Genomic DNA, 23,167 nt, shown 5'->3' on the forward strand with positions numbered 1-23,167 from the left:
TTAGTGCGGGGGATGGTCGTCCGCTTCGTGCGCATGCGGCGCATCAGCCGTCGCATCCGCGCAGGAATCGGGCAGTTCGACCTCGATCGTCGCATGGCGGATCCCGAAATCGCGGCGCAGCACCTCCTTGGCCTGCCGAGTGATTGCGATGAATTCGGCCGTCTCCACCACCAGATGCACCGAGGCGGCGGTGCGTTTCTCATCGATCTGCCACAGATGCAGGTGATGGGCGTCGCGGACATCGGGCAGGTCGCGCAGGGCCGCGATGACCCCTTTCGGATCGCTGCCCGGCGGCGCGGCCAGCATCAGCATCCGGAAGACCGGGCCGATCTCCAGCGAGATATGCCACAGGATCACGACCGAGATCGCCAGCGTCAGGATCGGGTCGGCAAGGTTCCAGCCAAAAGCCCAGATCAGCGCACCGCCGGCGATCACCGCCACGGACACGCCCGCATCGGCAAGGTTGTGCAGGAAGGCCGCGCGAATGTTCACGCTTTCCTTCGACAGCCGCCAGACCAGCGCCGCCGTCGCCAGATCGACGATCAGCGCGAAACCGGCCAGCGCCACGACCAGCCCTCCCGCGACCTGCGGCGGATCGGCCAGCCGCCCGAAGGCCTCGATCGCCAGCCAGATCGAAACCGCGATCAGCGCCAGATAGTTGACGAAGGCCGCGACGATCTCGGCCCGCCCCCAACCATAGCTCCAGTCCGGGGTGGCGGCGCGGCGGGCCAGCCGGCGGGCGCCAAAGGCCAGAACCAGCGCCAGCGCATCCGAAAGGTTGTGAACGCCGTCGGCGATCAGCGCGGTGGAATCGGCGACAAGCCCGCCGATGATCTGCGCCGCCGTCAGCGCCAGATTGACCGCGACCGCCCAGCCGATGGCGCCATCGCTGCCCGATCCGTGGCTGTGACCATGGGAATGCCCGTGCGAATGACTGTGCGCCATCAATGCGCCTCCGCCCAGTTGCCGCCGATGCCGGCATCGACCACCAGCGGCACCGACAGCTTTACCGCCGGTTCGGCGGCGTTTTCCATCACCTGCCGCGCGACGGCGATCAGATCATCCGCCGCGCCTTCCTCGACCTCGAAGACCAGTTCATCGTGAACCTGAAGCAGCATCCGCGCCGGCAGATCACGGATCGCGGCCGGCATGCGGATCATCGCCCGGCGGATGATATCGGCCGCCGCCCCCTGGATCGGTGCGTTGATCGCCGCCCGCCGCGCGCCCCCCGCCGCAGGCCCCGACTGGTTGATGCCCGGCGTGTTGATCCGCCGCCCGAACAGCGTCCTGACGAAGCCATCTTCCTTCGCGCCGGCCACGGTCTGGTCCATATAGGCGCGGATCTCGGGGAAACGCTCGAAATAGGTATCGATGAAGGCCTGCGCCTCGGCCCGCGGGATACGCAGGTTGCGCGACAGGCCAAAGCCCGAGATGCCGTAGATCACTCCGAAGTTGATCGCCTTGGCCCGCCGGCGGATCATCGGGTCCATCCCCTCGACCGGCACGCCGAACATCTGGCTGGCGGTCATGGCGTGGATGTCGATACCGTCGCGGAAGGCCTGTTTCAGCGCCGGAATATCGGCGACATGGGCCAGGATCCGCAGTTCGATCTGGCTGTAGTCGAGGCTGACGAGGCGATGCCCCGGCGTGGCCACGAAAGCCTCGCGGATGCGCCGCCCCTCCTCGGTGCGCACCGGGATGTTCTGCAGGTTCGGATCGGTCGAGGCCAGCCGCCCGGTCTGCGCCCCGGCGATGGAATAGCTGGTATGAACCCGCCCGGTCTCGGGGTTCACATAGGTCGGCAGGGCATCGGTATAGGTGGATTTCAGCTTGGACATCTGCCGCCAGTCCAGCACGCGGGCCGGCAGGTCATGCCCCTCGGCGGCCAGATCCTCCAGCACATCGGCGCTGGTCGAATAGGCCCCGGTCTTGCCGGTCTTGCCGCCCGACAACCCCATCCGGTCGAACAGGATCTCGCCCAGCTGCTTGGGCGAGCCGACATTGAACTTCTCGCCCGCCAGTTCGTGGATCTCGTCCTCCAGCCCGGCCATCTTCTGCGCGAAGACATTCGACATCCGCTTCAGCACGTCGCCATCGACGCGGATGCCAGCCATCTCCATATCGGCCAGCACCGGCACCAGCGGACGTTCCAGCGTCTCATAGACGGTCGTGACCTGCTCGGAGGGCAGCATGGGCGCGAAATTCTGCCACAGCCGCAGCGTCACCTCGGCATCCTCGGCGGCATAGGGCGTGGCCTTGTCGATGGCGACCTGGGCAAAGCCGATCTGCGACTTGCCCGAGCCGATCAGATCCTTGATCGGAATGCACCTGTGACCAAGGTAACGCTCGGCCAGTTCGTCCATGCCGTGGTTGTGGATGCCCGCATGCAGGGCATAGGACATCAGCATGGTGTCGGCGATGGGCGCCATGCGGATGCCGTGGCGGGCGAGGATCTTGTAGTCGTATTTCAGGTTCTGGCCGATCTTCAGGATGGCCAGATCCTCCAGTACCGGCTTCAGCGCCGCCAGCACCGCGTCCAGGCCCAACTGCCCCTCGACCAGCGCGCCCGATCCGAACAGATCGCCCTCGCCCTGCACATGCCCGACCGGGATATAGCAGGCCCGGCCCGGCGCGACCGACAGCGAAATGCCGACCAGCTCGGCCTGCATCTCGTCGAGCGAGGTCGTCTCGGTGTCGATGGCAACATGCCCGGCCTCGCGGATCTCCGCGATCCAGCGATCCAGCAGCGCCTGATCGGTCACGCAGTCATGGCCCGCGGCACCGATCCCCGGCTGCTCGGGTGCCGTCGGACCCTCCGAGGGCGGGGCCGAAACCACCGCCGGCGCCTCGGCGCCCAGCTTCTCGGCGACCCGCGCGGTCAGGGTGCGAAACTCCATCTCGGCCAGAAAGCCCAGCAGAACTTCCGGCTCGGGGTCGCGCATCTCGAGGCTGCCCAGCGTGAAGTCCAGCGGCGTCTCGCAATCCAGCTGCACCAGCCGCCTCGAGACGCGGATCAACTCGGCATTCTCGATTAGGGTCTGGCGGCGCTTGGGCTGCTTGATCTCCTCGGCCCGGGACAGCAGCGTTTCCAGATCGCCGTAATCGTTGATCAGTTGCGCGGCGGTCTTGATGCCGATCCCCGGCGCGCCGGGCACGTTGTCGACCGAATCGCCCGCCAGCGCCTGCACATCGACCACCCGCTCGGGCCCGACGCCGAATTTCTCGCGCACCTCGTCGGGGCCGATCATCTTGCCCTTGATCGGGTCCAGCATGTCCACGCCGTTCCCGACCAGTTGCATCAGGTCCTTGTCGCTGCTGACAATGGTGACCGCGCCGCCGGCCTCGCGCGCCCGGCAGGCCAGGGTGGCGATGATATCGTCCGCCTCATAGCCCTCGATCTCGATGCAGGCGATGTTGAAGGCGCGCGTGGCCTCGCGCGTCAGCGGGAATTGCGGGCGCAGATCCTCGGGCGGCTCGGGGCGGTTGGCCTTGTAGAGGTCGTAGATCTCGTTGCGGAAGGTCTGCCCGGAGTGATCGAAGATCACCGCGGCATGGGTCGGGGCGTCGTGGCCGCGCTCATCGGTGACATATTTCCACAGCATGTTGCAGAACCCCGCGACGGCCCCGACCGGCAGGCCGTCGGACTTGCGCGTCAGGGGCGGCAGGGCGTGATAGGCGCGGAAGATGAAGGCCGAGCCGTCGATCAGATGCAGATGGCAACCCTTGCCGAAGGCCGGCGCGTCCGAGGTCATGAAACGGTCCTTTCGCGATGTCGGGACCGTTCTGGCAGAAAGCCGGCGCGGGCGCAAAGGGGCGCGGCGCCCGAGATCCGGTGCCGGGCGGCACAGCCGCCCAGCCTTGACGATCCCCCTCGACGGGGGTCGGCAAGGCTTCACCACCCCGGGACGGAATAGGGGATGGCCGTGCCCCGGCGTGCGCCGGTGTCAGTGGTCGTCATGGGCGTGATCGCGGTCGATCACGAAACGCTTGTCGCAATAGCCGCAATCGACCCAGCCGGTCTCGCGCGAAACCGACAGCCAGACCCGCGGATGGCCGGACCCGGCGGCCTCGTCGCCGTCGCAGGCAACCTTCCAGCTGCTGACGATCTGGGTTTCAGGCGCGGCGTGGTCCGGGCTGGCGGTCATGGCGGTTCCTTGAGCTTTGACGCGAAACGCGGGATATGTCGGCGGGGATCATAACGGGGAGGCGTCGCCGATGCCAGACGGATCGGGCGCCAGCGCCATTGAAATCAGCAACCTGCGCAAGACCTATGCCGCGCAGGGCAGGGCCGCCCCGAAAGAGGCGCTGAAGGGGATCGACCTGAGCATCCGCGCCGGCAGCATCTTCGGCCTTTTGGGTCCGAACGGCGCCGGCAAGTCCACGCTGATCAACATCCTCGCCGGGCTGGTGAACAAGACCGCCGGCAAGGTCATCATCTGGGGCTTCGACCAGGACGTGAACCCACGCCAGTCCCGCGCCGCCATCGGGGTGATGCCGCAGGAACTGAACATGGATCCGTTCTTTACCCCGCGCGCCAGCCTCGAGGTGCAGGCCGGCCTTTACGGCGTGCCGAAATCCGAACGCTGGACCGACGACCTGCTGGAACTGGTCGGGCTGACCGATCAGGCCAATGCCTATGCCCGCAACCTCTCGGGCGGGATGAAGCGGCGGCTGCTGCTGGCCAAGGCGCTGGTCCACCGCCCGCATATTCTGGTCCTTGACGAGCCCACCGCCGGCGTCGACATCACCCTGCGCGAAATGCTGTGGACCAATGTGCGGCACCTGAACCAGGCCGGGATGACCATCATCCTGACCACCCATTACCTAGAAGAGGCCGAACAGATGTGCGACGAGATCGCCATCATCAACCATGGCGCGCTGATCGTGCGGCAGGGAACGCGCGAATTGCTGGCCCGCGCCGACGGCAAGACGCTGGTGATCGATGCGGGCGGGCCGGTCGACCTGCCCGCCCTGCCCGAGGGCGCCCATCCCGAATGGCGCGCCGACGGGCGGCTGGCGATCAGCTATCCGCCTTCGCGCATCCGCGCCGATCAGCTGCTGGACGCGCTGCGCGGCGGCGGCGTGCCGATCATCGACGTGGCCAGCGAGCAGCCCGATCTCGAGGATGTCTTCGTCGAGTTGACCCGCGGCTGAGGCTCAGTCCCGAAGCGACAGCATCGGCCCCATCATCCGCCCGCCCATGATGTGCAGGTGGAAATGCGGCACCTCCTGCACGCCGTCCGGCCCGGCATTGGTGATCGCGCGGAATCCGTTGCCACCTTCCAGCGATACCCCCTCCTTGCGGGCGACCTCGGCGCAGAGCCGCATGAAGCCGGCGATCTCCTCGGCCGAGGCATTGGCGGCGAAATCGTCAAAGCTGACATAGCGGCCCTTGGGGATCACCAGAACATGGCTGGGTGCCTTGGGTGCGATGTCGCGAAAGGCCAGCGCGTGCAGGTTTTCGGCCACCGTGTCATTGGGAATCTCGCCGCGCAGGATCCGGGCGAAGATGTTGTTGTCGTCGTAATCGAAGGCCATGCCTGATCTCCTCGTCAGTCAGCGAACAGTTTGGGGGTCGCGGCCAGATCCTGCGCGATCGCGGCCGGAACATCCAGAAAGCGCGCGATGGCCCCGGCGTTGAGATCCGCCGGCAGATGCCCGGCCATGGTTTCGAAATGCTCGAACTCCATGTCGCGCAACCGCTCGGCCTCGTCCTCCAGATCGCCCCGCACCACCGGCAGCAGCCGCCGATACATCTCGGGCGGCGTGCTGTCGCTGGCCAATCCCATGCGGCGCATGTGACCGCGCAGATAGTCGTCGTCAAAGCGGCTGTCGATGAACAGGATGCGCGCCTCGGCCCGGTCGGCGGCAAAGTCGCGGATCAGGCTCAGCGCCGCGGGATCGAGGCACAGAACCAGCCGATCGAATTCGAAGCGCTCGAACATCAGCTTCAGCAGGGCGCGGCGGTGCCGCTCGCGCTTGGCCAGGCTCGATGCCACGCCGCCCATGTCGGGCAGGCCGGCCTCGGTCTCGTTGAAGACGTAATCGACGGCCGGGATCTCGGTCAGGGTCCGGATGCGCCGGGTCAGCCGCTTGGCGATGTGCCATTTCTTGGCGACGATCAGATGCACCACCCGCGACCGACCGAGACTGCCGTCGGTTTCCCAGAAACGGGGCGCGAAACGCCGCCCGATTCGCCCGCGACCAGTCAGAAAGCCGAACAGCCGCGGCCCCTCGGCCGAGATCGGAAAGGCCTGATCCTCGGCCTGCCACAACTGGCCCAGCCGCTGGCGCAGGTCCAGCGCCTCGCCGCTGATCTTGCGTGCGAACAGGAAGTCCTGCCGCAACAGAAGATCATAGTGATCGTTGTAGAAGGTCACCGGCATGCCATAATCGGTGAACATCAGAAAGGTCAGGCTGCGCGAGCGGATCCGCGCCCTCGGCACGACATGCGCGACCAGCGTCTGGAAAAAGGTTTCATCGGGGATCCAGGTCGTGCGAAAGAAGCGCACCATCTGCGGCCAGCCGGCGATCAGGTCGAGGACCGCCTCGACCGTCTGGCGCCGCAGGCACCACCATTGCGAGCCGATCATGATCTGCAATCCCTCGGGCAGCCGGCGGTTCAGGCCCAGCCGCTTCTGCAGGTCGATGCTGGCATAGAACAATGTCTTGTTCCTGCGCTCGTTGAACCAGTGCCGATAGATCAGCCGCTCATCGCGGATCCCGGTCTTGATCCAGTTGCCATCGAAGAAATCGACGCTCTCGATATAGTCGCAATCCTCGCCGTCAAGAAAGCTGCGGGCATATTCCGCCGATTTGATCGGCATGCAATCGCCCGATAGCAGGTAGAAATGCGTCGCCTGCGGAAAATCGCGGGCGGCGGCGCGCAGCGTCTCAAGCGTGGCGGCGACCAGCGACCAGTCGCCCCAGCCACATTTCATCCGGCGCGCCGCGAAGGTCACGCCCGGACTGTCCGCCAGCGCGTCGCGGATGCGGCGATAATCCTCGGCCGGTGCATTCCGGTCGAAATGGATCGCCACGAAGTCGCCCGAGGCCGTCAGCCGTCGCGCCTGATCGATCACCCGTTGCGGGTCCTTGTGGGTCAGCAGGATGAAGGCGATGCGGGCCATGTAGAACAGAAATCCCTGCCGTTTCCGGATGCGGCGCGGGAACCGATTGCCAATTCCCGCTGCTTTTGCTTTTGTCTGTAAACATTTTCAGCGCGCGGACAAGCGGCGCAGGGCCGGAGCCGCGATACACCGGCCCAATGCGGATCGGAGTTGGGTCGGAATGAGTTTCCCCGGGGTCTGGATGACCGAAAGCGAAAGCATGATCTACCGGGTCGTGCCGAAATGCGCCTGCTCGACCATCGGCCAGATCATGTATTTCTCGGATCACGGCCGGTTCTTCGACGGCGACATCCACGATTCCAAATCCGGCCTGCACAAATGGTCCCAGGACGAAAGCCAGCCGCTGATCGCCCGGGCCGTCCGCGACCATGCCGCCCCAAGCTTCACCTGCGTCCGCAACCCCTATGCCCGCATCCTGTCCTCGTTCTTCGACAAGATCGCCGGCATCCAGCGCAACGGGCGGCGCTATCGCGGCAATCTGGTGCCGCAACTGATCCAGCGCTATGGCATCGATCTGGGCAGCCCCGAGAACGGCTTCGACTTCGACCAGATCGCCAGCTTCCGCCGTTTCCTGCTGTTCGCCCGCGACACGATCCGATTTCGCCGCCCGATGGATCCCGATATCCACTGGTCCGCCATGTCGGGCCATATCGCCACCTTCATCGTCAACGGCGGCCGCTACGACCGCATCTTCTTCACCGAAAAGTTCAACGAGGGCATGGCCGATGTGCTGGCCAACACCCGGCCGCCGGTAGCGGTGGATCTGGAAACGGTTCCCCGCTTCAACGAATCCGAAGGGCACGGCCCCAAGCGCGCCCACAAGGTCAGCGCCTATTTCGACGACTTGTCGCGGCACCTGATCTGGGAGATCTACAAGGACGACTTTCTGCTCTTCCGCTATGATTTCGACGATCCCGACAACAAGATGCCGCTGGGCGAGATCGACCTGGATGAGGTTCACGCCAAGCTGGGCCGATAACGGACCCGCCGGGCGGGGATGACGCTCGCATCAGTTCCCGCGTTGACAGGAATCGGACGGGGGCAGACAGTGGCGGAAACGGGATGCCACCACAGAGGTCGCCATGCGTCACGCCGAACGCAGCCCCCACCCTGCCCCCAGCTGCACCGCGCGACCAACGCCCCGCGGCACCAGCGCGCTGCAACGCGCCGCCGACGCGGGCGTCGCGACCCGGCGGCTGAACCAGCTTCAGTCGCTGGCCGATCTGCGACCGCAGGATCTGCCCGGGCCATCGACGATGCAGGGCCCACCGCTTCAGGCCCGGATCCTGCGCGACATTCCAAAAGGCGCCGACGGCTGGTCCGACCGCGCGACGCTTGGTGCGGGCATTGGCACGCAGGTTCGCGGTTTCATCGCTGGCCCCGTGGCCGGTCACCCGAACCGGACGGTCGAGGCGATGGCCGGCCATCTGGACGATCAGGCCTTCGGCAACCAGGCACAGGAAGCCCGGGTCGCCACGATCAGAACCCATTTCACGCAGATCTTTGACGATCTGCCGACACATGACTGGGCCTGGCTGACCGGTCAATGGTCGAACCTCGACTACCGCATCGAAACACTCTTCTCCGAGGTTCACGGCAACAAGGCCAGCATCGGCGGCATCGAGATGCGCATCGGCCGCGGGCATGGCGCCAGGATCCAGGAGGCCGACAGGGGCGAGGGCGGCGAGGGCTGGCGCAAACGCGGCGCCTATGGCGGCCTGCGCTCGCGCATGCCACGCAGCGAACAGCATTACGTCGTCGGCGGCGGAACCGAGGGCAAGCCCGGCGCCGAACGGCTCTATACCTCGAAGGCCAGGACCGAAGAGGGGCATGGCGGCCTGCATGCCTTCTACTCGCCGACCCATGGCGATGCGCGGGCCAAAGGCGCCCAGGAATATGCCCTGGTCGACAACACCAATACGATCGGGGGGGAACGGATCGTCGCGCCCTGGGACCCCTATCTGCTGTAGGCCGGCCGTGGTGCCACAAAGAAAAGCGGCGCTGTCCGAAACCGGAAAGCGCCGCCCGTTCAGACCGTCAAACGACGGCGAGCGTCCTAGACCGCGCCCTTGATGAAGGTCACCGCATCGCCAACCGTCTGGATGGTTTCGGCGGCGTCATCGGGGATCTCGATGCCGAACTCCTCCTCGAAGGCCATCACCAGTTCGACGGTATCAAGGCTGTCGGCGCCCAGGTCATCGATGAACGAAGCCGATTCGACCACCTTGTCCTCGTCGACGCCCAGATGCTCGACCACGATCTTCTTCACGCGATCAGCGATATCGCTCATATCATATCCTCATTCTCGCGGGCATCCGCCCAGGATTTGCCCGGGCGTGGCGCCCGGTTCAGCACAGGGCGGTTCCCCTGCTGCTAAAGGCGGGGATATAGCACCCGATCACGGTCATGCAACCTGTTTTCGGCGCTTTCTCACGCCGCGTTGCAGCGCCACCTATCCGCCTCAGACCATTGCCATTCCGCCATTCACATGCAGCGTGGCGCCGGTGACATAGCCCGCCTCCGGGCTGGCCAGATAGGCGACGGCCGCCGCGACATCGGCCGGCCTGCCCATCACCCCGGCCGGAATCTGCCCAAGGATCTTCGCCTTCTGCTCGTCGTTCAGCTTGTCGGTCATCGCCGTCTCGATAAAGCCCGGCGCCACGCAGTTCACGGTGACGCCGCGACTGGCGACCTCAAGGGCCAGCGATTTCGACATGCCGACCAGACCAGCCTTGGCGGCGGCATAATTGCCCTGACCGGGATTGCCGGTCTGCCCCACCACCGAGGTGATGTTGACGATCCGCCCCCAGCGCGCCTTCATCATGCCGCGCAGCACCGCCCGCGACAGCCGGAAGACGCTGGTCAGATCGACCTCGAGGACCTGGGCCCATTCCTCGTCCGACATCCGCATGAACAGGTTGTCCCGCGTGATCCCGGCATTGTTGACCAGGATATCGACCGAGCCCATGGCCTCGGCCGCGGCCTTCGGCAGTGCCGTCACCGCCTCGGCATCGGACAGGTTGGCCGGCACCACATGGACCCGCGCCCCCAGCCTCTCCGCCAGGTCCCGCAGGGGCGCCTCGCGCGTGCCGGACAGCGCCACCACGGCGCCCGCCCCGTGCAGCACTTCGGCGATGGCGGCGCCGATCCCGCCCGACGCCCCCGTCACCAGTGCATTCTTCCCGCTCAGATCGAACATGCCTGCCCCTTCTTCTTCATGCAAATATCCCGGGGGGTCCGGGGGGCTGGCCCCCCGGCGCACCCCTACCCCCGCAACGCCACGATATCGGCCGGCACCCCGATGTTGCGAAGTTCAGCCTCCTTCGCGATCCGCCGGATCATCCCCGACAGTGCCTTGCCCGCGCCGATCTCCCAAAACTCGGTCACCCCGGCCCGGCTCAGGTTGGCGACGGATTCGCGCCAGCGCACCGTCCCCGTCACCTGCTCCACGAGCAGCCGCCGGATCTCGCCGGGATCGTTCACCGCCTCGGCGCGGACATTGGCGATCAGCGGCACTGCCGGCGCCTGGATATCCACCGCCGCCAGCGCGTCGGCCATCACCGCGGCCGCCGGCTGCATCAGCACCGAATGGAACGGGGCCGAGACCGGCAGCATCAGGGCCCGCTTGGCGCCCGCCTCCTTCATCGCCGCCGCAGCCCGCTCGACCGCCTGCTTGTGCCCCGAGATCACCACCTGCGCCGGGTCGTTGTCATTGGCGGCCTGCACCACCTCGTCGCCCGCGGTCTCGCGGGCGATCCGGTCAACCGTCGCGAAATCCAGGCCCAGGATCGCGGCCATGGCCCCCTCTCCGACCGGAACCGCTTCCTGCATGGCCTGCCCGCGCAGTCGCAGCAGGCGCGCGGTATCCTCAAGGCTCAGCGCCCCGGCCGCGCAGAGGGCCGAATACTCGCCAAGCGAATGGCCCGCGACATAGTTCGCATCCTGAATGCCGAACCCTTCGGCCTCCAGCGCCCGGAAGGCCGCCATCGAGGTCGCCATCAGCGCCGGCTGGGCGTTCCGGGTCAGGGTCAGCGTCTCGATATCGCCATCCCAGATCAGGTCCGTCAGCTTCTCGCCCAAGGCCTCGTCGACCTGATCGAAGACCTCGCGCGCGACCGGATAGGCATCGGCCAGTTCGCGCCCCATGCCGATGGTCTGCGCCCCCTGCCCCGGAAAGACAAATGCCCGCATCGCGGCCCCCCTGATCTGTTTTCGTCCGCAAAAGCCATAGCGCGGGGGCGCCGAAGCCGCAACAGAACCCGTTCGGGGGGCGGAAGCGCGGCCACCGCAACGAAATGAGCGCGCGGGGCCGTCAGAAGTGGAAGGTCGCCCCGACCAGCGGGCCGCTCAACCCGAGATCCGCGTCGATCCCGCCGATCTCGCGCTCGATATCCATGTGGCGATAGCCAAGCTGCGCCGACCAACGCTCGTCGAAACGATAGCCGATGCTGGCAAAGGCCTGCCAGGTCGAGGTATCGCCCGAGGTGCCGCCGATATCGCCATAGGCGGTCGCGAACCATTTCTCGTCCAGCGTGAGGATCGCCCGTCCCGCGACCAGCGGCACGGTCCAGGTGTCGCCCGCCGAAACGTCGCGATCGGCCGCGGCTCCGGCCGAGTTGAACCCGGCATCCAGATCGACATCGAATGTGCGGAACCCGACACCGGCATCGAGGGCAAGCTGCGGGGTTTCATAGGCACGATAGAGCGCATAGCCGCTGACCGCCGCCGTCCTGGTCTCAAGCCGGACATCCCGGTAGGCGAGATCGAAGGGGGTCGCCTTGTCGTCCGACAGATCGGCATAGAGCACATCCAGAAGCAGCCCCCACCTGCCGCGCCGGGCCTGAAACGTGCCCATGAAGGCCATGTCGAGATCCTCCAGCGCGTCACCGCCGCTGCCATCGGCTTCGACCTGCCCCAGGGCCGTGTCGAGCGTCGCGTCCAGACTGGGAACCCAGCCATAGAGCGACGCATCAAAGGTCCATTCCTGGCTCAGCGCCGCGACCGGAAGGACGGTCAGGCCCGCCGCCAGCCCCATCACCAATCTCATGTGTCGCCCCTGTCTGTTGATCGTGGAAGGTCCGGTACGAATACCGCCGGAGGCTGTCCGGAATCGCGATCACGGCCAGACCTGCGCGCAGGTTATGTCCCTGCGGACAAGCCCGTCAAGATTCGGTTGACGGGCCGCCACATCGCGATGAAAGCCCCGTTCCCGACCGCTCGGGACGCGCCCATGTCACGGCGGGAAACGCTTGGCCCCGTCAGGTCGGGACAAGGCTCATTCTGCCGCATCCGCGCTCAGGAAACCGCCCGACTGCCGCGCCCAGAGCCGGGCATAAAGGCCGCCGCGGGCCAGCAGTTCGGCATGGCTGCCCTGCTCGACGATCCGGCCGCGATCCATCACCACCAGCCGGTCCATCGCCGCGATGGTGGACAGGCGGTGGGCAATCGCGATCACCGTCTTGCCCTCCATCAGCACATCGAGCCGCGACTGGATCGCCGCCTCGGCCTCGCTGTCCAGCGCGCTGGTCGCCTCGTCAAGGATCAGGATCGGCGCGTCCTTCAACGCCACCCGCGCGATGGCAATGCGCTGGCGCTGGCCGCCCGACAGCTTGACGCCGCGCTCGCCCACATGCGCCTCGAGTCCCTGCCTGCCATGGCCGTCGGCCAGGTCGGGGACGAAGTGATGCGCCTCGGCCATGCGCAGGGCAGCGGCGATCTGGGCCTCGCTGGCCTCCGGCCGGCCATAGGCGATGTTGTCGCGCACCGAGCGATGCAGAAGCGAACTGTCCTGCGTCACCACACCGATGGCGGCGCGCAGGCTGTCCTGCGTCACCCGGCTGACATCCTGCCCGTCGATGGCGATCCGCCCGCTGTCGATATCGTGGAACCGCAGCAGCAGGTTGACCAGCGTCGACTTGCCCGCACCCGAGCGGCCGACCAGCCCGACCCGTTCGCCCGGGGCGACATGCAGGCTGAGATCGTCCAGCACGGCCAGCGGGCGCGCGCCCTCGACACCGCCGTAATGGAAGGTCACCTGGTCAAAGCGCACCACGCCCGGACCGGGCCGCAATGGCTGCGCGTCCGGCGCATCCACCACCGCGCGCGGCAGCGCGAGGCTGGACACCCCGTCGCGGACGGTGCCGATATTCTCGAACAGCGAGGCGAATTCCCAGGTGATCCAATGCGCCATGTTGTTCAGCCGCAGCGCCAGCGGGACCGCCGTGGCGACCGCGCCGACCTCGACCGCGCCCTTGGTCCACAGCCACAGCCCGAGGCCGGTGACCGAAAAGACCAGCGCCACGTTGAGGGTGATCAGGCTGACCTCCTGAATCGTCGACAGCCGCATCTGCCGGTGGACCGTCTGCAGGAAGGCATCCATGCCTTCGCGCATCCAGTTCTCCTCGCGCACGGAATGCGAGAACAGCTTGACCGTGGCGATATTGGTATAGCTGTCCACCACCCGCCCGGTCATGGCCGAGCGCGCATCGGCCTGCGCCTGCGCCACATGGCCCAGCCGCGGCACGATCTGCCACAGCAGCAGCCCGTAGCCGATGATCCACATCAGGAAGGGCAGCGCCAGCCGCCAGTCCTGGCTTGCCGCCAGAAGCAGCGCGCCAAGGAAATAGATCAGCACATAGCTGCCCACATCCATGATCTTCATGGCGACCTCGCGCACCGCCAACGCGGTCTGCATCAGCCGTTGCGCGATCCGGCCGGCGAATTCGTCCTGAAAATAGCCGATCGACTGGCGCAGCAGATAGCGATGCGCCTGCCAGCGGATGCGCTGCGGGAAATTGCCCATCAGCGACTGGTGCATGATCAGGGACGAGACCAGATCCAGCAGCGGCAGCGCGATCACCAGCACCACCGCCATCACGGTCAGCCGCGCGCCCTCCTGCGCCCAGAACCGGTCGCGCGGCGTGTCGGCCAGCCGGTTGACCAGATCGCCCAGCCAGCCGAACAGCATCACCTCGATCATCGCGAAGGCGGCCGACCCCATCGCCAGCAGCACCAGCCACGGCAACGCGCCCCGGCTGTAATGCAGCATGAACCGCCACAGCGAACGCGGCGGCATCGCCGGCACCTCACCGGGATAGGGATCAATGCGTCTTTCGAACCACGCAAACATGGTATTCATTCCCGAAACCACAGAAACCCGAGGCAGGGCCGCCGACGCTGGCCCTGCGGCGACAACACGTCAAGCCGGACAGGAAGGTGCCAGCGCCTCCAGCGCGTCCAGATCGGCCCGGGCCAGCGCGCCGGTGACTGCTGCGATCCGGTCGGGCGGCCAGTCCCACCATGCCAGCCGAAGCAGCCGTTCGATCTCGGCCGGTCCGAATCGCATCCGGGTCACGCGGGCCGGATTGCCGGCGACGACGGCGTAATCGGGCACCGTCCCGCCGACCACCGCGCCGGCACCGACGATCGCGCCATTGCCGATCCGGGCGCCGGGCAGCACCGTGACGCCATCGCCCAGCCAGACATCATGGCCGATCACCGTATCCGGCAGCCCGGTGATCTGGTCGATATAATCTGCCAGCCGTGCAGGATCGAAGATCGCGAAGGGATAGGTCGAGATCCCCGCCATCGGATGATTGGCCGAGGCGGTGACGATCCGCACACGATCCGCGATCTGGCAGAAACGGCCGATGCGCAGCCGCTCGGGCGCGCCGGGATAGGTATAGGGCGCCAGCCGCACGGCCCAGTCGTCGGGCGGATCGAAGCTGCTGGCATAGGTGAAATCGCCGATCTCGATATTCGGATGGTCGATGACGCGGCTCAGGTGAACGAGGCCGCGATTGACCCGGCCATCGGCAAAGCGCATCGGATAGGCGGAAGAAGCGTCAAGGAAGCTGACGGGCATGGCATGTCCTTTCTGGTCTGAACGGGGCTGATCAGATCGTGGACTTGTCCATGACACCTTCTCCTTTTCTGGCTGGCCCCTGATAGCACAGGGGGCCAGCCGGCGCTACAGGTGGCGCGTCTCGGGGGCGGAATTCCACCAGTTGTCATGCGCGCCGTCGGCCCAGTGGATCGGGGCGGCGATCAGTTCGGCCTCGGTCGCATCGTCCAGCGCGGCGATGACGACCTGCACGAAACGCCCGCCCATCTCGGCGATGTCGCCCTCGGTCCACAGCCGCGTGCCGCAGCGGGCACAGAACCAGTGATGCATGTCGATATCGGCATCGTCGCTGCGCGGCGTCTCGGCCAGGGCTTCGCGCCCGCGGATCAGGCGAAACCCGTCCGGATCGGGCAGGCGCATCTCCCAATAGCGCATCTTGCGGCAGAAGCGGCAGTTGCAGCGCATCGTGCCCGCGGCCAGATCGCCATCGGCCTCGAAGGCGACGGCACCGCAGAAACAGCTGCCGTGATAGGTTCTCATGCCGCGCCCTCGCCATGGCAGACGGCCTCGATATTGTTGCCGTCGGGGTCCAGCACGAAGGCGCCATAGTAGTCGGGATGATATTCGGGGCGCAGGCCCGGGCCGCCATTGTCCCGCCCGCCCGCCGCCAGCGCGGCCTTGTGGAAGGCATCGACGCCAGCTTGATCGGGCACGGCGAAGGCGACATGAGTGCTGTTCGAGGCGGGCTTGCCGTTGCCGATCCAGAAGAACGGCTTGCCGTCCCTGCCGAACCCTATATGGGCGCCGTTGCCGCCGGTCATCGCTTCGGTGACCTCCATCAGCACGGCAATGCCGAGGGGCGCAAGCGCCGCCTCGTAGAAGGCCCGGGCCCGGGCAAGGTCCGAGACGGCGAATCCGATATGGTCGATCATGGCTGGTCTCCTTTCCCGGGGCAGATTGCCCGATCCCTGCCGCCAGTTCACGTCAGCAGCGCACAGCCGGATCAGCCGCCATAGTCATGATCGCTGACATGTTCCTGCCAGTTCACCGTGCTGTCGCCCTGCCGTTCCTGAATGGCGATATGGGTCATCGCGGTGTCGGGGCCGGCGCCGTGCCAGTGCCGCTCGCCCGGCTCGAACCAGACGACATCGCCGGGGCGCAGCTCCTCGACCGGGCCGCCCTCGCGCTGCGCCCGGCCCAGCCCGGCGGTCACTATCAGCGTCTGGCCCAGCGGATGGGTGTGCCAGGCGGTCCGCGCACCGGGTTCGAAGGTGACCATGGTGGCCGCGACCCGTGCGGGCTCCGGGGCCGAGATCAGCGGATCAAAGCGCACCTGACCGGTGAACCAGTCGGCGGGACCGGCGGTCGAGGGACGACTTCCGTTGCGGTGGATCTGCATGTCGGCATCCTTTCACTCGCGGGGATCGCGGACAGATTGCGCGCCATGTCACGACCTGACCAGCGAAAAGGGCCGCGCAGTCCCGGCACGGCCCCGTTTTCGGACATCTGCCCTGTGACCCGTTCAGAGATTGCCCGCCGCCATCTCGGAGGCGATGCGATCGGCCTGCCGGATCGCCAGCGCCACGATGGTCAGCGTCGGGTTCTCGGCCGCGCCGGTGGTGAACTGGCTGCCGTCCGAGACGAACAGGTTCGCGATGTCATGGCTTTGCCCCCATCGGTTCACCACCCCGTCCTCGGGCCGTTCCGACATGCGGTTGGTGCCCAGGTTATGGGTCGAGGGATAGGGCGGCGTCGGCAGGGTGCGGGTCGCGCCCACCGCCCTGTAGATCGCCTGCCCCTGCGCATAGGCATGGTTGCGCATGGCGATGTCGTTGGGGTGATCGCTGAAATTTACATTCGCCACCTTCAGCCCGAAACTGTCCTCGACATCCGACAGGGTGACGCGGTTTTCGGCCTGCGGCATGTCCTCGCCCACGATCCACATGCCGGCCATGTTCTCATAGCTGTCCAGCGCAGTGGTGAATTCGCGCCCCCACGCCCCCGGATCGAGGAAGGCCGCCATGAAGGGGATGCCAAGGCTGAGGGTTTCCAGCTCATACCCGCCGACGAAGCCGCGCGAGGGGTCGTGACGCGCCTCGTCGCGGACGATCCCGGCCATGGTGGTGCCGCGCCACATGCGCACCGGCTGCTCGAAGATCGCATAGACCGAACCGGTGGTGTGCCGCATGTAGTTGCGCCCGACCTGACCCGATCTGTTGGCCAGCCCGTCGGGGAACATCGACGAGGCCGAGTTCAGCAGCAGCCGCGGGCTTTCGAAACTGTTGCCGGCCACGCAGACCACGCGGGCCTTCTGCATCTGCAGATTGCCGTCGCGGTCAAAATACTCGACGCCGGTGACGCGGCCGGTATCGTCATGCAGGATGCGTGCCGCATGGGCGCGGTCGCGAACCTCCAGATTGCCGGTCGCCTCGCCGCGCGGGATGTCGGTATAGGCCGAGGACCATTTTGCGCCCCATTTGCAGCCCTGAAAACAGAAGCCGGTCTGCTGACAGGCCATCCGGTCGTCATATTCGACGCTGTTGATGGCCATGTTGCCGGTATGGACCTCGCTGTAGCCAAGCGCCCTGGCGCCCTTCTCGAAGACCAGATAGTTGTTGCAGCCCGGCAGGCGCGGCCGGTCGCCGGTGCCGGTCACGCCCAGCTTGGCCTCGGCCTTGTCGTACCAGGGCGCCATTTCGGCGGCATCAAGGGGCCAGTCCAGCAGGCTCGCGCCCTCGACCGCGCCGTAATTGCTCAGTGCCTTCCATTCGTGATCCTGAAAGCGCAGCGAGGCCCCGGCCCAGTGGATCGAGGTTCCGCCCACCGCCTTGACGATCCAGGCGGGCAGGCCGGAAAAATCCTTCGCCACCCGCCAGTCGCCGCTGGTCGTGCGCGGGTCGGTCCAGGCCAACTGGCCGAAACTGTCCCATTCGTCGTTGATGTAATCCTCGGGCAGATAGCGCCCGCCGGCTTCAAGCGCCACGACCTTGACGCCCTTCTGCGCCAGTTCGTTGGCCAGAACCCCGCCGCCCGAGCCGGTGCCGACGATGACGACCACGCTGTCGTCGTTGAGGTCGAATGTTGCTGCCGTTGCCATGGTGGCCTCCTCCCTCACAACCAGTCGATATCGTCGAAGCCGCGGTCGATATAGCCGCCCTTCGAATAGGATTCGCCCTCATAGCCGAAGATCGGCCAGACCTCTTTCTGGTTGTAGAGCCCGGTCACCAGCCCGCCGCGCACGGTCTGGAAGAAGGCCGTATCCTCGATGCTGCGCAGGATGGCAACGCGGTCCGCCTCCCATCCGGCGGCAAGATAGCTGTCAAAGCCCGCCTCTTTCGCCGCAGCGTCCAATGCCGCGACGCCTTCGGCCACCGTGGATTTCTGATCCTCGCTGTCATAGCCCTTCACGGCGATGACGTAGAAGCGGTCGCCCACCCGGTCATGCGGATAGATGTCGCGCGCCATCTGCAGCAGCGTCGCCATCTCGTGTTCGCTGATCGCGGTGACCTCGACCGCCCAGGCGGCGTCGGGCGCCGCGATGAAGCCGCTGCCGGCAACCGCCAGCGTTCCGGCCGCCACGGCACGCGACAGCAGCGCACGCCGGGTCAGCCCCTGTTTTCTCAAGGACATGTTCTCTCCTCCCTTGTCGTCGCACGGCCGGCCCTCCCCGGCCGCCGCGTTACCTGAAGCGGCCGCCCCGCTGCAGCACCTCGATCTGGTAGCCGTCGGGATCCGCGATGAAGAAGAACCGCGCGATCACCTCGCCGCCGGGGGCGAAATCGACCAGCTTGCGGGGCGCGAACCCCTCGGCCTCCAGCCGCGCATGCAGCGCGTCCACGTCATCGACGGAAAAGGCGACATGGCCATAGCCATCGCCCAGATCATAGGGCTCGGCGCGGCCCTTGTTCACGGTCAGTTCCAGCTCGGTCTCGCTTTCCGCGTTGGACAGGTAGAGCAGCGTGAAGCTGTCGAAATCCAGCCGGTCGGCAAGTTTCAACCCGAAACAGCGGTCGTAGAACGCGACCGAGCGCGCCTCGTCCAGAACCCGGATCATCGAGTGGATGTATTTCGCCATGTCGGCCCCTTGCCCGTTCGTCGTCAGGCAAGTCTAGGAGGCCGCGTCCGGGCGCGGGTAGTATCGGGCTACTACAGGCGGCTTTCGCGGCTATTCGGCGGCAATGGCCGTCTGTGTGACCTGCTGATCCTCGCCCAGATGGATCGTGCAGGCACAGCGCAGAAGCGAGGTGAAGTTCCGCGCCTCGCCATGCAGTTCCAGCACCTCGGAATGCAGCTTCGAGATGAAGGCCGGGGTCGAGACGCCCTCGCGCGCCGCGATCTGGTCGAGGATGCGCCAGAAGGCGCGCTCCAGCCGGATCGAGGTCGATTGCCGGTTCAGCCGCAACCTGCGGGTTTCGGATTCGTAACGGTCCGGGTCCTGCCCGGCAAAGATCTGGCACATCAGCTTGATCTCGGGTGATTATGGGTGCCCGATTTTGCGGCAGAAGCGCGCGGCGGTCAACGTTCGGCTGGCGTTCAACACTGTCATGTGCCGGTGATCCATGTCGCACGGCGCCCGGAAGGCCGATCATCGGCTTCGGGAACAATCGAAAAAGGGCCGCCCTTCGGGACGGCCCTTCCGACTTGGGTTACGCGGATGGGGCAAGACCCCACCCTGCGTGCTGATCACTCGATGATCTTTGCGACGACGCCGGCGCCGACGGTGCGGCCGCCTTCGCGGATGGCGAAGCGCAGCTTCTCTTCCATCGCGATCGGCGCGATCAGTTCGACCTCGAACTTCAGGTTGTCACCCGGCATCACCATCTCGGTGCCCTCGGGCAGCTTCACCGTCCCGGTCACGTCCGTGGTGCGGAAGTAGAACTGCGGACGGTAGTTCGCGAAGAACGGCGTGTGGCGGCCGCCCTCTTCCTTGGTCAGGATATAGGCCTCGGCCTCGAACTTCGTGTGCGGCTTCACCGAACCCGGCTTGCACAGGACCTGACCGCGCTCGACGCCGTCACGTTCCACGCCGCGCAGCAGCGCGCCGATGTTGTCGCCGGCTTCCCCGCGATCCAGCAGCTTGCGGAACATCTCGACGCCGGTGCAGGTGGTCTTCTTGGTCGGGCGGATGCCGACGATTTCCAGTTCGTCGCCGACGTTCACCGCGCCACGCTCGACCCGGCCGGTCACGACCGTGCCGCGGCCCGAGATCGAGAACACGTCCTCGATCGGCATCAGGAACGGCTGGTCCACGGCGCGCTCGGGCGTCGGGATGTATTCGTCGACCGCGGCGATCAGCGCGCGGATCGAGCTTTCGCCGATTTCCGGGTCGCGGCCTTCCATCGCCGCCAGCGCCGAGCCCTTGACGATCGGAATGTCGTCGCCCGGATAGTCGTAGCTGGACAGCAGCTCGCGCACCTCCATCTCGACCAGTTCCAGCAGTTCCTCGTCATCCACCTGGTCGACCTTGTTCAGGTAGACGACCATGTAGGGGATGCCGACCTGGCGACCCAGCAGGATATGCTCGCGCGTCTGCGGCATCGGGCCGTCGGCGGCGTTCACCACCAGGATCGCGCCGTCCATCTGCGCCGCACCGGTGATCATGTTCTTGACGTAGTCGGCGTGGCCCGGGCAGTCGACATGCGCGTAATGGCGCGCGTCGGATTCGTATTCCACATGCGCGGTCGAGATGGTGATCCCGCGCGCCTTTTCCTCGGGCGCACCGTCGATCTGGTCATAGGCCTTGAAATCGCCGAAATATTTCGTGATCGCAGCCGTCAGCGTCGTCTTGCCGTGGTCAACGTGACCGATCGTCCCGATATTGACGTGCGGTTTCGTCCGTTCAAACTTTGCCTTTGCCATCTACGGCCTCCTGATCGCGGGGCGGCGTGATGATGGCCCCGGTTAAACGTGCGCCGCGATTTAAAAGGCGCCAGAGGAAAAATCAAGGGCAGCCGGGGCCTTGCCGGCTGCGATTCCGGCTGCGACGGACAGGGACTGAGGGAACCGGGATGCGCCGCGAAGCATTCTGCTGAAAAGGCGGTGCCACGGGCCGCGACAACAGGGAGAGGACAAGACCATGAGCCTGATGAAAACTCTGGCCCGCGTGGCCGCCGGCGTCATATTGGCCAAGGGGGTCGGCGCCATGATGCAGAGCCAGCGGCAGGGGCGCAGCAATCCGGGCACCGGCACGACCAGCCGGCGCGGATCGGGCGGCGGGCTGCTGGACGATCTGCTGGCCGGCGGCACATCGGGCGGCAGCCTGAATGAGACTCTGGGCCAGGTGCTGGGCGGGCGCCGCAATCCCGGGACGGGCAGCCGCTATGGCGGTCAGCGATCGGCGGGCGCACAGGGCGGTCTTGGCGGAATCCTCGACAGCCTCACCGGCGGCAGCGGCGGTCTGGGTGACGTTCTGGGCCGGGCAGGCGTCGGGCGCCCGGGAACGCGCGCGGATGGGGGGCTGGGCGACCTGCTGGGCGGATTGCTGGGCGGCGCCGCCGCGGGCACGGCCGCCGGCGGGCTGGCCCGGAGAGGTTCGCAGGCCAGCAACGACGCGAGTTTTGGCGAGTTGTTCAACGACGCCATCTCGACCGGAGAGGAACCCGAGGTCGCGCCCACCCCCGAACAGAATGCCGTGGCCGGGCTGATGCTGCGGGCGATGATCCAGGCGGCGAAATCCGACGGCAAGATCGACGAGGAGGAAAAGCAGCGTCTGCTTGGACATCTCGGCGACGGGCTGGACGACGAGGAGCGCCGGTTCATCGGCGAACAGATGGCCGCGCCGATCGACCCGCAGGCCCTGGCCCGCGAGGTACCGCAGGGGCTGGAGCCGCAGGTCTATCTGATGTCGCTGATGGCGATCGATTTCGACAACCAGCGCGAGGCGGAATATCTCCACGGCCTCGCCCAGGCCCTGGGCATCGACCCGCAGATCGTGAACCGGATTCACCAGCAGGTCGGCGTGACGCAGCTTTACGGCTGATCCGCCTTGGCACCAGCCTGCACCGCCGGCGCCTCATGCCAATGGCGTGATCGGAGTTCGGTCAGGTTGATCGTTGTCCCGGCCTCTGCCAAGGTCGGGGCGGGAGAACGTCCCGTCATATCCAGCAGGAGCCAGCCATGCGTCTGATCAAGTCCGCCGTTGTCGCAAGCCTTGTTGCCTTTCCCGTGATGGCAGCCGCGCAATCCGCAGAAGTCGCCATCGAGGCCCGACAGGGGTACATGGAACTGCTTGCCATCAATATGGGCCAGCTTTCCGGCATGGCCAAAGGCGATATCGCCTATGACGAGGGGGCCGCCTCCACCGCCGCCGCGAATATCGCGACACTGACGAACTATACCGTGCCGTCGCTGTTCGTCGCCGGCTCGGCGGATGGCGAGGCCGAAGAATCCCGTGCCCTGCCCGCGATCTGGCAAAAGCCCGAGGAATTCGCGCAGCGCTTTGCCAGTCTCCGCGAGGCCGCGACCGGCGCCCCCGAGGCGGTGATGGGCGGCCAGGCCAATGTCGGCCCGGCCTTGCAGAAGCTGGGCGGCGCCTGCAAGGCCTGCCATGACGATTTCCGCAAGCCCGAATGAGCCTGCAGGGTGAAGCCCGCCGGGTCCGGGTCTGGGATCCGGCGCTGCGCGTCTTTCACTGGCTGCTGGCCGCCCTCGTCATCCTGAACTGGCTTCTGGGCCAGTTCGGGCCGGATATCATGACGCTGCATTTCCTTACCGGATTTGCGATCCTGGCGCTGCTGGTCTTTCGGGTGATCTGGGGCTTTGTCGGCCCTGAGCCGGCGCGTTTCGCCAGTTTCATCCGCGGCCCGCGCGCCATTCTGGACTATCTGCGCCATCTCGGCAGCCGCCAGCCCAGCAACTGGCCCGGACATAACCCGCTGGGGGCGCTTTCGGTCGTGGCGATGCTTCTGGCCCTGTTCTTTCAGGTCGGAACGGGGCTGATCTCGGACCCCGACGATTTCATCAATGTCGGGCCTCTGGCCGATCAGGTGGCCCGATCGACCGCCCGCAAGGCGGTCGGCTGGCACAGCCTGGGCAGCAATATCATCCTGCTGCTGGTGCTGCTGCATATCGGCGTGATCCTGTTCTACCGCTACTGGAAGAACGAGGATCTGGTGCGGCCGATGATCACCGGCTGGAAATGGGTGCGGCAGCGCCTATGAGAACGGCCGACGCCCGCATCCCGCGGGCGCCGGCC

Annotated in this window: 25 protein-coding genes; 6 read left to right on the forward strand and 19 right to left on the reverse strand. The window is 66.4% G+C overall.

What is annotated here, in order from left to right:
* The 3 genes from KNW02_RS05515 to KNW02_RS05525 form a co-directional block, all read right to left on the reverse strand.
* The gene (locus KNW02_RS05515; RefSeq protein WP_216032274.1) at window positions 1–945 is read right to left on the reverse strand and encodes a cation diffusion facilitator family transporter; all 945 of its coding nucleotides are present in this window, start codon (window positions 943–945) and stop codon (window positions 1–3) included.
* The gene (polA, locus tag KNW02_RS05520; protein ID WP_216032275.1) at window positions 945–3,752 is read right to left on the reverse strand and encodes a DNA polymerase I; all 2,808 of its coding nucleotides are present in this window, start codon (window positions 3,750–3,752) and stop codon (window positions 945–947) included. The genes KNW02_RS05515 and polA overlap by 1 nt, the downstream gene beginning before the upstream one ends.
* A gap of 192 nt (window positions 3,753–3,944) precedes the next feature.
* The gene (locus tag KNW02_RS05525; protein WP_216032276.1) at window positions 3,945–4,145 is read right to left on the reverse strand and encodes a zinc-finger domain-containing protein; all 201 of its coding nucleotides are present in this window, start codon (window positions 4,143–4,145) and stop codon (window positions 3,945–3,947) included.
* 70 nt (window positions 4,146–4,215) lie between these two features.
* Here KNW02_RS05525 and KNW02_RS05530 point away from each other — a divergent pair, with 70 nt between their 5' ends.
* A complete protein-coding gene (locus tag KNW02_RS05530) occupies window positions 4,216–5,154 on the forward strand; it encodes an ABC transporter ATP-binding protein (protein ID WP_216032277.1) in 939 nt (312 codons plus the stop codon).
* Window positions 5,155–5,157: 3 nt separating this feature from the next.
* Here KNW02_RS05530 and KNW02_RS05535 read toward each other — a convergent pair whose 3' ends face one another.
* Together KNW02_RS05535 and KNW02_RS05540 are read right to left on the reverse strand one after the other, a co-directional pair.
* The gene (locus KNW02_RS05535) at window positions 5,158–5,538 is read right to left on the reverse strand and encodes a histidine triad nucleotide-binding protein (RefSeq protein ID WP_216032278.1); all 381 of its coding nucleotides are present in this window, start codon (window positions 5,536–5,538) and stop codon (window positions 5,158–5,160) included.
* Between the two features lie 14 nt (window positions 5,539–5,552).
* On the reverse strand, window positions 5,553–7,130 hold the full coding sequence (locus KNW02_RS05540) for a DUF5928 domain-containing protein (RefSeq protein WP_216032279.1): 1,578 nt from the start codon (window positions 7,128–7,130) through the stop codon (window positions 5,553–5,555).
* A 160-nt stretch (window positions 7,131–7,290) separates the two neighbouring features.
* On the opposite strand from KNW02_RS05540, the gene KNW02_RS05545 reads away from it, so the two are divergent.
* Window positions 7,291–8,109: a sulfotransferase family protein gene (locus KNW02_RS05545; RefSeq protein ID WP_216032280.1), complete on the forward strand. Its 819-nt coding sequence runs from the start codon at window positions 7,291–7,293 to the stop codon at window positions 8,107–8,109.
* A 103-nt stretch (window positions 8,110–8,212) separates the two neighbouring features.
* The gene (locus KNW02_RS05550) at window positions 8,213–9,100 is read left to right on the forward strand and encodes a hypothetical protein (RefSeq protein ID WP_216032281.1); all 888 of its coding nucleotides are present in this window, start codon (window positions 8,213–8,215) and stop codon (window positions 9,098–9,100) included.
* Window positions 9,101–9,186: 86 nt separating this feature from the next.
* Here KNW02_RS05550 and KNW02_RS05555 read toward each other — a convergent pair whose 3' ends face one another.
* The 14 genes from KNW02_RS05555 to tuf form a co-directional block, all read right to left on the reverse strand.
* On the reverse strand, window positions 9,187–9,420 hold the full coding sequence (locus KNW02_RS05555; protein WP_042251881.1) for an acyl carrier protein: 234 nt from the start codon (window positions 9,418–9,420) through the stop codon (window positions 9,187–9,189).
* 171 nt (window positions 9,421–9,591) lie between these two features.
* On the reverse strand, window positions 9,592–10,329 hold the full coding sequence (gene fabG / locus KNW02_RS05560) for a 3-oxoacyl-ACP reductase FabG (protein WP_216032282.1): 738 nt from the start codon (window positions 10,327–10,329) through the stop codon (window positions 9,592–9,594).
* Window positions 10,330–10,394: 65 nt separating this feature from the next.
* Complete coding sequence (gene fabD, locus KNW02_RS05565) at window positions 10,395–11,321, reverse strand: ACP S-malonyltransferase (protein WP_216032283.1); 927 nt, start codon at window positions 11,319–11,321, stop codon at window positions 10,395–10,397.
* Between the two features lie 121 nt (window positions 11,322–11,442).
* On the reverse strand, window positions 11,443–12,177 hold the full coding sequence (locus tag KNW02_RS05570; protein ID WP_216032284.1) for a porin family protein: 735 nt from the start codon (window positions 12,175–12,177) through the stop codon (window positions 11,443–11,445).
* Between the two features lie 228 nt (window positions 12,178–12,405).
* On the reverse strand, window positions 12,406–14,259 hold the full coding sequence (locus tag KNW02_RS05575) for an ABC transporter ATP-binding protein (protein WP_216032285.1): 1,854 nt from the start codon (window positions 14,257–14,259) through the stop codon (window positions 12,406–12,408).
* 69 nt (window positions 14,260–14,328) lie between these two features.
* Window positions 14,329–14,994, reverse strand: coding sequence for a CatB-related O-acetyltransferase (locus KNW02_RS05580; RefSeq protein ID WP_216032286.1), 666 nt, complete (start codon window positions 14,992–14,994; stop codon window positions 14,329–14,331).
* Window positions 14,995–15,099: 105 nt separating this feature from the next.
* A complete protein-coding gene (locus KNW02_RS05585; protein ID WP_216032287.1) occupies window positions 15,100–15,513 on the reverse strand; it encodes a GFA family protein in 414 nt (137 codons plus the stop codon).
* A complete protein-coding gene (locus KNW02_RS05590; protein WP_216032288.1) occupies window positions 15,510–15,905 on the reverse strand; it encodes a VOC family protein in 396 nt (131 codons plus the stop codon). The genes KNW02_RS05585 and KNW02_RS05590 overlap by 4 nt, the downstream gene beginning before the upstream one ends.
* 71 nt (window positions 15,906–15,976) lie before the next feature.
* Complete coding sequence (locus KNW02_RS05595; RefSeq protein WP_216032289.1) at window positions 15,977–16,372, reverse strand: (R)-mandelonitrile lyase; 396 nt, start codon at window positions 16,370–16,372, stop codon at window positions 15,977–15,979.
* A gap of 123 nt (window positions 16,373–16,495) precedes the next feature.
* On the reverse strand, window positions 16,496–18,070 hold the full coding sequence (locus tag KNW02_RS05600) for a GMC family oxidoreductase (protein ID WP_216032290.1): 1,575 nt from the start codon (window positions 18,068–18,070) through the stop codon (window positions 16,496–16,498).
* Between the two features lie 14 nt (window positions 18,071–18,084).
* Window positions 18,085–18,603: a Twin-arginine translocation pathway signal gene (locus tag KNW02_RS05605; protein WP_216032291.1), complete on the reverse strand. Its 519-nt coding sequence runs from the start codon at window positions 18,601–18,603 to the stop codon at window positions 18,085–18,087.
* A gap of 49 nt (window positions 18,604–18,652) precedes the next feature.
* A complete protein-coding gene (locus tag KNW02_RS05610; protein ID WP_216032292.1) occupies window positions 18,653–19,048 on the reverse strand; it encodes a VOC family protein in 396 nt (131 codons plus the stop codon).
* 90 nt (window positions 19,049–19,138) lie between these two features.
* Entirely contained in the window at window positions 19,139–19,432 is a 294-nt protein-coding gene (locus KNW02_RS05615; RefSeq protein ID WP_216032293.1) for a ribbon-helix-helix domain-containing protein, read from the reverse strand.
* A gap of 224 nt (window positions 19,433–19,656) precedes the next feature.
* Complete coding sequence (gene tuf, locus KNW02_RS05620) at window positions 19,657–20,832, reverse strand: elongation factor Tu (protein WP_216032250.1); 1,176 nt, start codon at window positions 20,830–20,832, stop codon at window positions 19,657–19,659.
* Between the two features lie 217 nt (window positions 20,833–21,049).
* Here tuf and KNW02_RS05625 point away from each other — a divergent pair, with 217 nt between their 5' ends.
* From KNW02_RS05625 to KNW02_RS05635, 3 genes are all read left to right on the forward strand, one after another.
* Window positions 21,050–21,952 (forward strand): tellurite resistance TerB family protein, encoded by a 903-nt coding sequence (locus KNW02_RS05625; protein ID WP_216032294.1) that lies wholly within the window; start codon window positions 21,050–21,052, stop codon window positions 21,950–21,952.
* A gap of 137 nt (window positions 21,953–22,089) precedes the next feature.
* Window positions 22,090–22,545 carry a c-type cytochrome gene (locus KNW02_RS05630; protein ID WP_216032295.1) on the forward strand — a complete coding sequence of 152 codons (456 nt, stop codon included), beginning with the start codon at window positions 22,090–22,092 and terminating at the stop codon, window positions 22,543–22,545.
* Window positions 22,542–23,132: a cytochrome b/b6 domain-containing protein gene (locus KNW02_RS05635; RefSeq protein WP_216032296.1), complete on the forward strand. Its 591-nt coding sequence runs from the start codon at window positions 22,542–22,544 to the stop codon at window positions 23,130–23,132. Before KNW02_RS05630 ends, KNW02_RS05635 begins: the two co-directional genes overlap by 4 nt.
* Window positions 23,133–23,167: the final 35 nt, after the last annotated feature.

The sequence above is a fragment of the Paracoccus marinaquae genome (assembly GCF_018860165.1).
Taxonomy (GTDB): Bacteria; Pseudomonadota; Alphaproteobacteria; order Rhodobacterales; family Rhodobacteraceae; genus Paracoccus; species Paracoccus marinaquae.

What these genes read in the sequence shown, in the direction of transcription:
- KNW02_RS05580 (WP_216032286.1), bottom strand. Translation starts at nt 14,994, where the DNA reads ATGCCCGTCAGCTTCCTTGACGCTTCTTCCGCCTATCCGATGCGCTTT.
- KNW02_RS05515 (WP_216032274.1), bottom strand. Translation starts at nt 945, where the DNA reads ATGGCGCACAGTCATTCGCACGGGCATTCCCATGGTCACAGCCACGGA.
- KNW02_RS05570 (WP_216032284.1), bottom strand. Translation starts at nt 12,177, where the DNA reads ATGAGATTGGTGATGGGGCTGGCGGCGGGCCTGACCGTCCTTCCGGTC.
- KNW02_RS05540 (WP_216032279.1), bottom strand. Translation starts at nt 7,130, where the DNA reads ATGGCCCGCATCGCCTTCATCCTGCTGACCCACAAGGACCCGCAACGG.
- polA (WP_216032275.1), bottom strand. Translation starts at nt 3,752, where the DNA reads ATGACCTCGGACGCGCCGGCCTTCGGCAAGGGTTGCCATCTGCATCTG.
- KNW02_RS05585 (WP_216032287.1), bottom strand. Translation starts at nt 15,513, where the DNA reads ATGAGAACCTATCACGGCAGCTGTTTCTGCGGTGCCGTCGCCTTCGAG.
- KNW02_RS05605 (WP_216032291.1), bottom strand. Translation starts at nt 18,603, where the DNA reads ATGTCCTTGAGAAAACAGGGGCTGACCCGGCGTGCGCTGCTGTCGCGT.
- fabD (WP_216032283.1), bottom strand. Translation starts at nt 11,321, where the DNA reads ATGCGGGCATTTGTCTTTCCGGGGCAGGGGGCGCAGACCATCGGCATG.
- KNW02_RS05595 (WP_216032289.1), bottom strand. Translation starts at nt 16,372, where the DNA reads ATGCAGATCCACCGCAACGGAAGTCGTCCCTCGACCGCCGGTCCCGCC.
- tuf (WP_216032250.1), bottom strand. Translation starts at nt 20,832, where the DNA reads ATGGCAAAGGCAAAGTTTGAACGGACGAAACCGCACGTCAATATCGGG.
- KNW02_RS05525 (WP_216032276.1), bottom strand. Translation starts at nt 4,145, where the DNA reads ATGACCGCCAGCCCGGACCACGCCGCGCCTGAAACCCAGATCGTCAGC.
- KNW02_RS05555 (WP_042251881.1), bottom strand. Translation starts at nt 9,420, where the DNA reads ATGAGCGATATCGCTGATCGCGTGAAGAAGATCGTGGTCGAGCATCTG.
- KNW02_RS05575 (WP_216032285.1), bottom strand. Translation starts at nt 14,259, where the DNA reads ATGTTTGCGTGGTTCGAAAGACGCATTGATCCCTATCCCGGTGAGGTG.
- KNW02_RS05635 (WP_216032296.1), top strand. Translation starts at nt 22,542, where the DNA reads ATGAGCCTGCAGGGTGAAGCCCGCCGGGTCCGGGTCTGGGATCCGGCG.
- fabG (WP_216032282.1), bottom strand. Translation starts at nt 10,329, where the DNA reads ATGTTCGATCTGAGCGGGAAGAATGCACTGGTGACGGGGGCGTCGGGC.
- KNW02_RS05535 (WP_216032278.1), bottom strand. Translation starts at nt 5,538, where the DNA reads ATGGCCTTCGATTACGACGACAACAACATCTTCGCCCGGATCCTGCGC.
- KNW02_RS05615 (WP_216032293.1), bottom strand. Translation starts at nt 19,432, where the DNA reads ATGTGCCAGATCTTTGCCGGGCAGGACCCGGACCGTTACGAATCCGAA.
- KNW02_RS05600 (WP_216032290.1), bottom strand. Translation starts at nt 18,070, where the DNA reads ATGGCAACGGCAGCAACATTCGACCTCAACGACGACAGCGTGGTCGTC.
- KNW02_RS05590 (WP_216032288.1), bottom strand. Translation starts at nt 15,905, where the DNA reads ATGATCGACCATATCGGATTCGCCGTCTCGGACCTTGCCCGGGCCCGG.
- KNW02_RS05545 (WP_216032280.1), top strand. Translation starts at nt 7,291, where the DNA reads ATGAGTTTCCCCGGGGTCTGGATGACCGAAAGCGAAAGCATGATCTAC.
- KNW02_RS05625 (WP_216032294.1), top strand. Translation starts at nt 21,050, where the DNA reads ATGAGCCTGATGAAAACTCTGGCCCGCGTGGCCGCCGGCGTCATATTG.
- KNW02_RS05550 (WP_216032281.1), top strand. Translation starts at nt 8,213, where the DNA reads ATGCGTCACGCCGAACGCAGCCCCCACCCTGCCCCCAGCTGCACCGCG.
- KNW02_RS05610 (WP_216032292.1), bottom strand. Translation starts at nt 19,048, where the DNA reads ATGGCGAAATACATCCACTCGATGATCCGGGTTCTGGACGAGGCGCGC.
- KNW02_RS05530 (WP_216032277.1), top strand. Translation starts at nt 4,216, where the DNA reads ATGCCAGACGGATCGGGCGCCAGCGCCATTGAAATCAGCAACCTGCGC.
- KNW02_RS05630 (WP_216032295.1), top strand. Translation starts at nt 22,090, where the DNA reads ATGCGTCTGATCAAGTCCGCCGTTGTCGCAAGCCTTGTTGCCTTTCCC.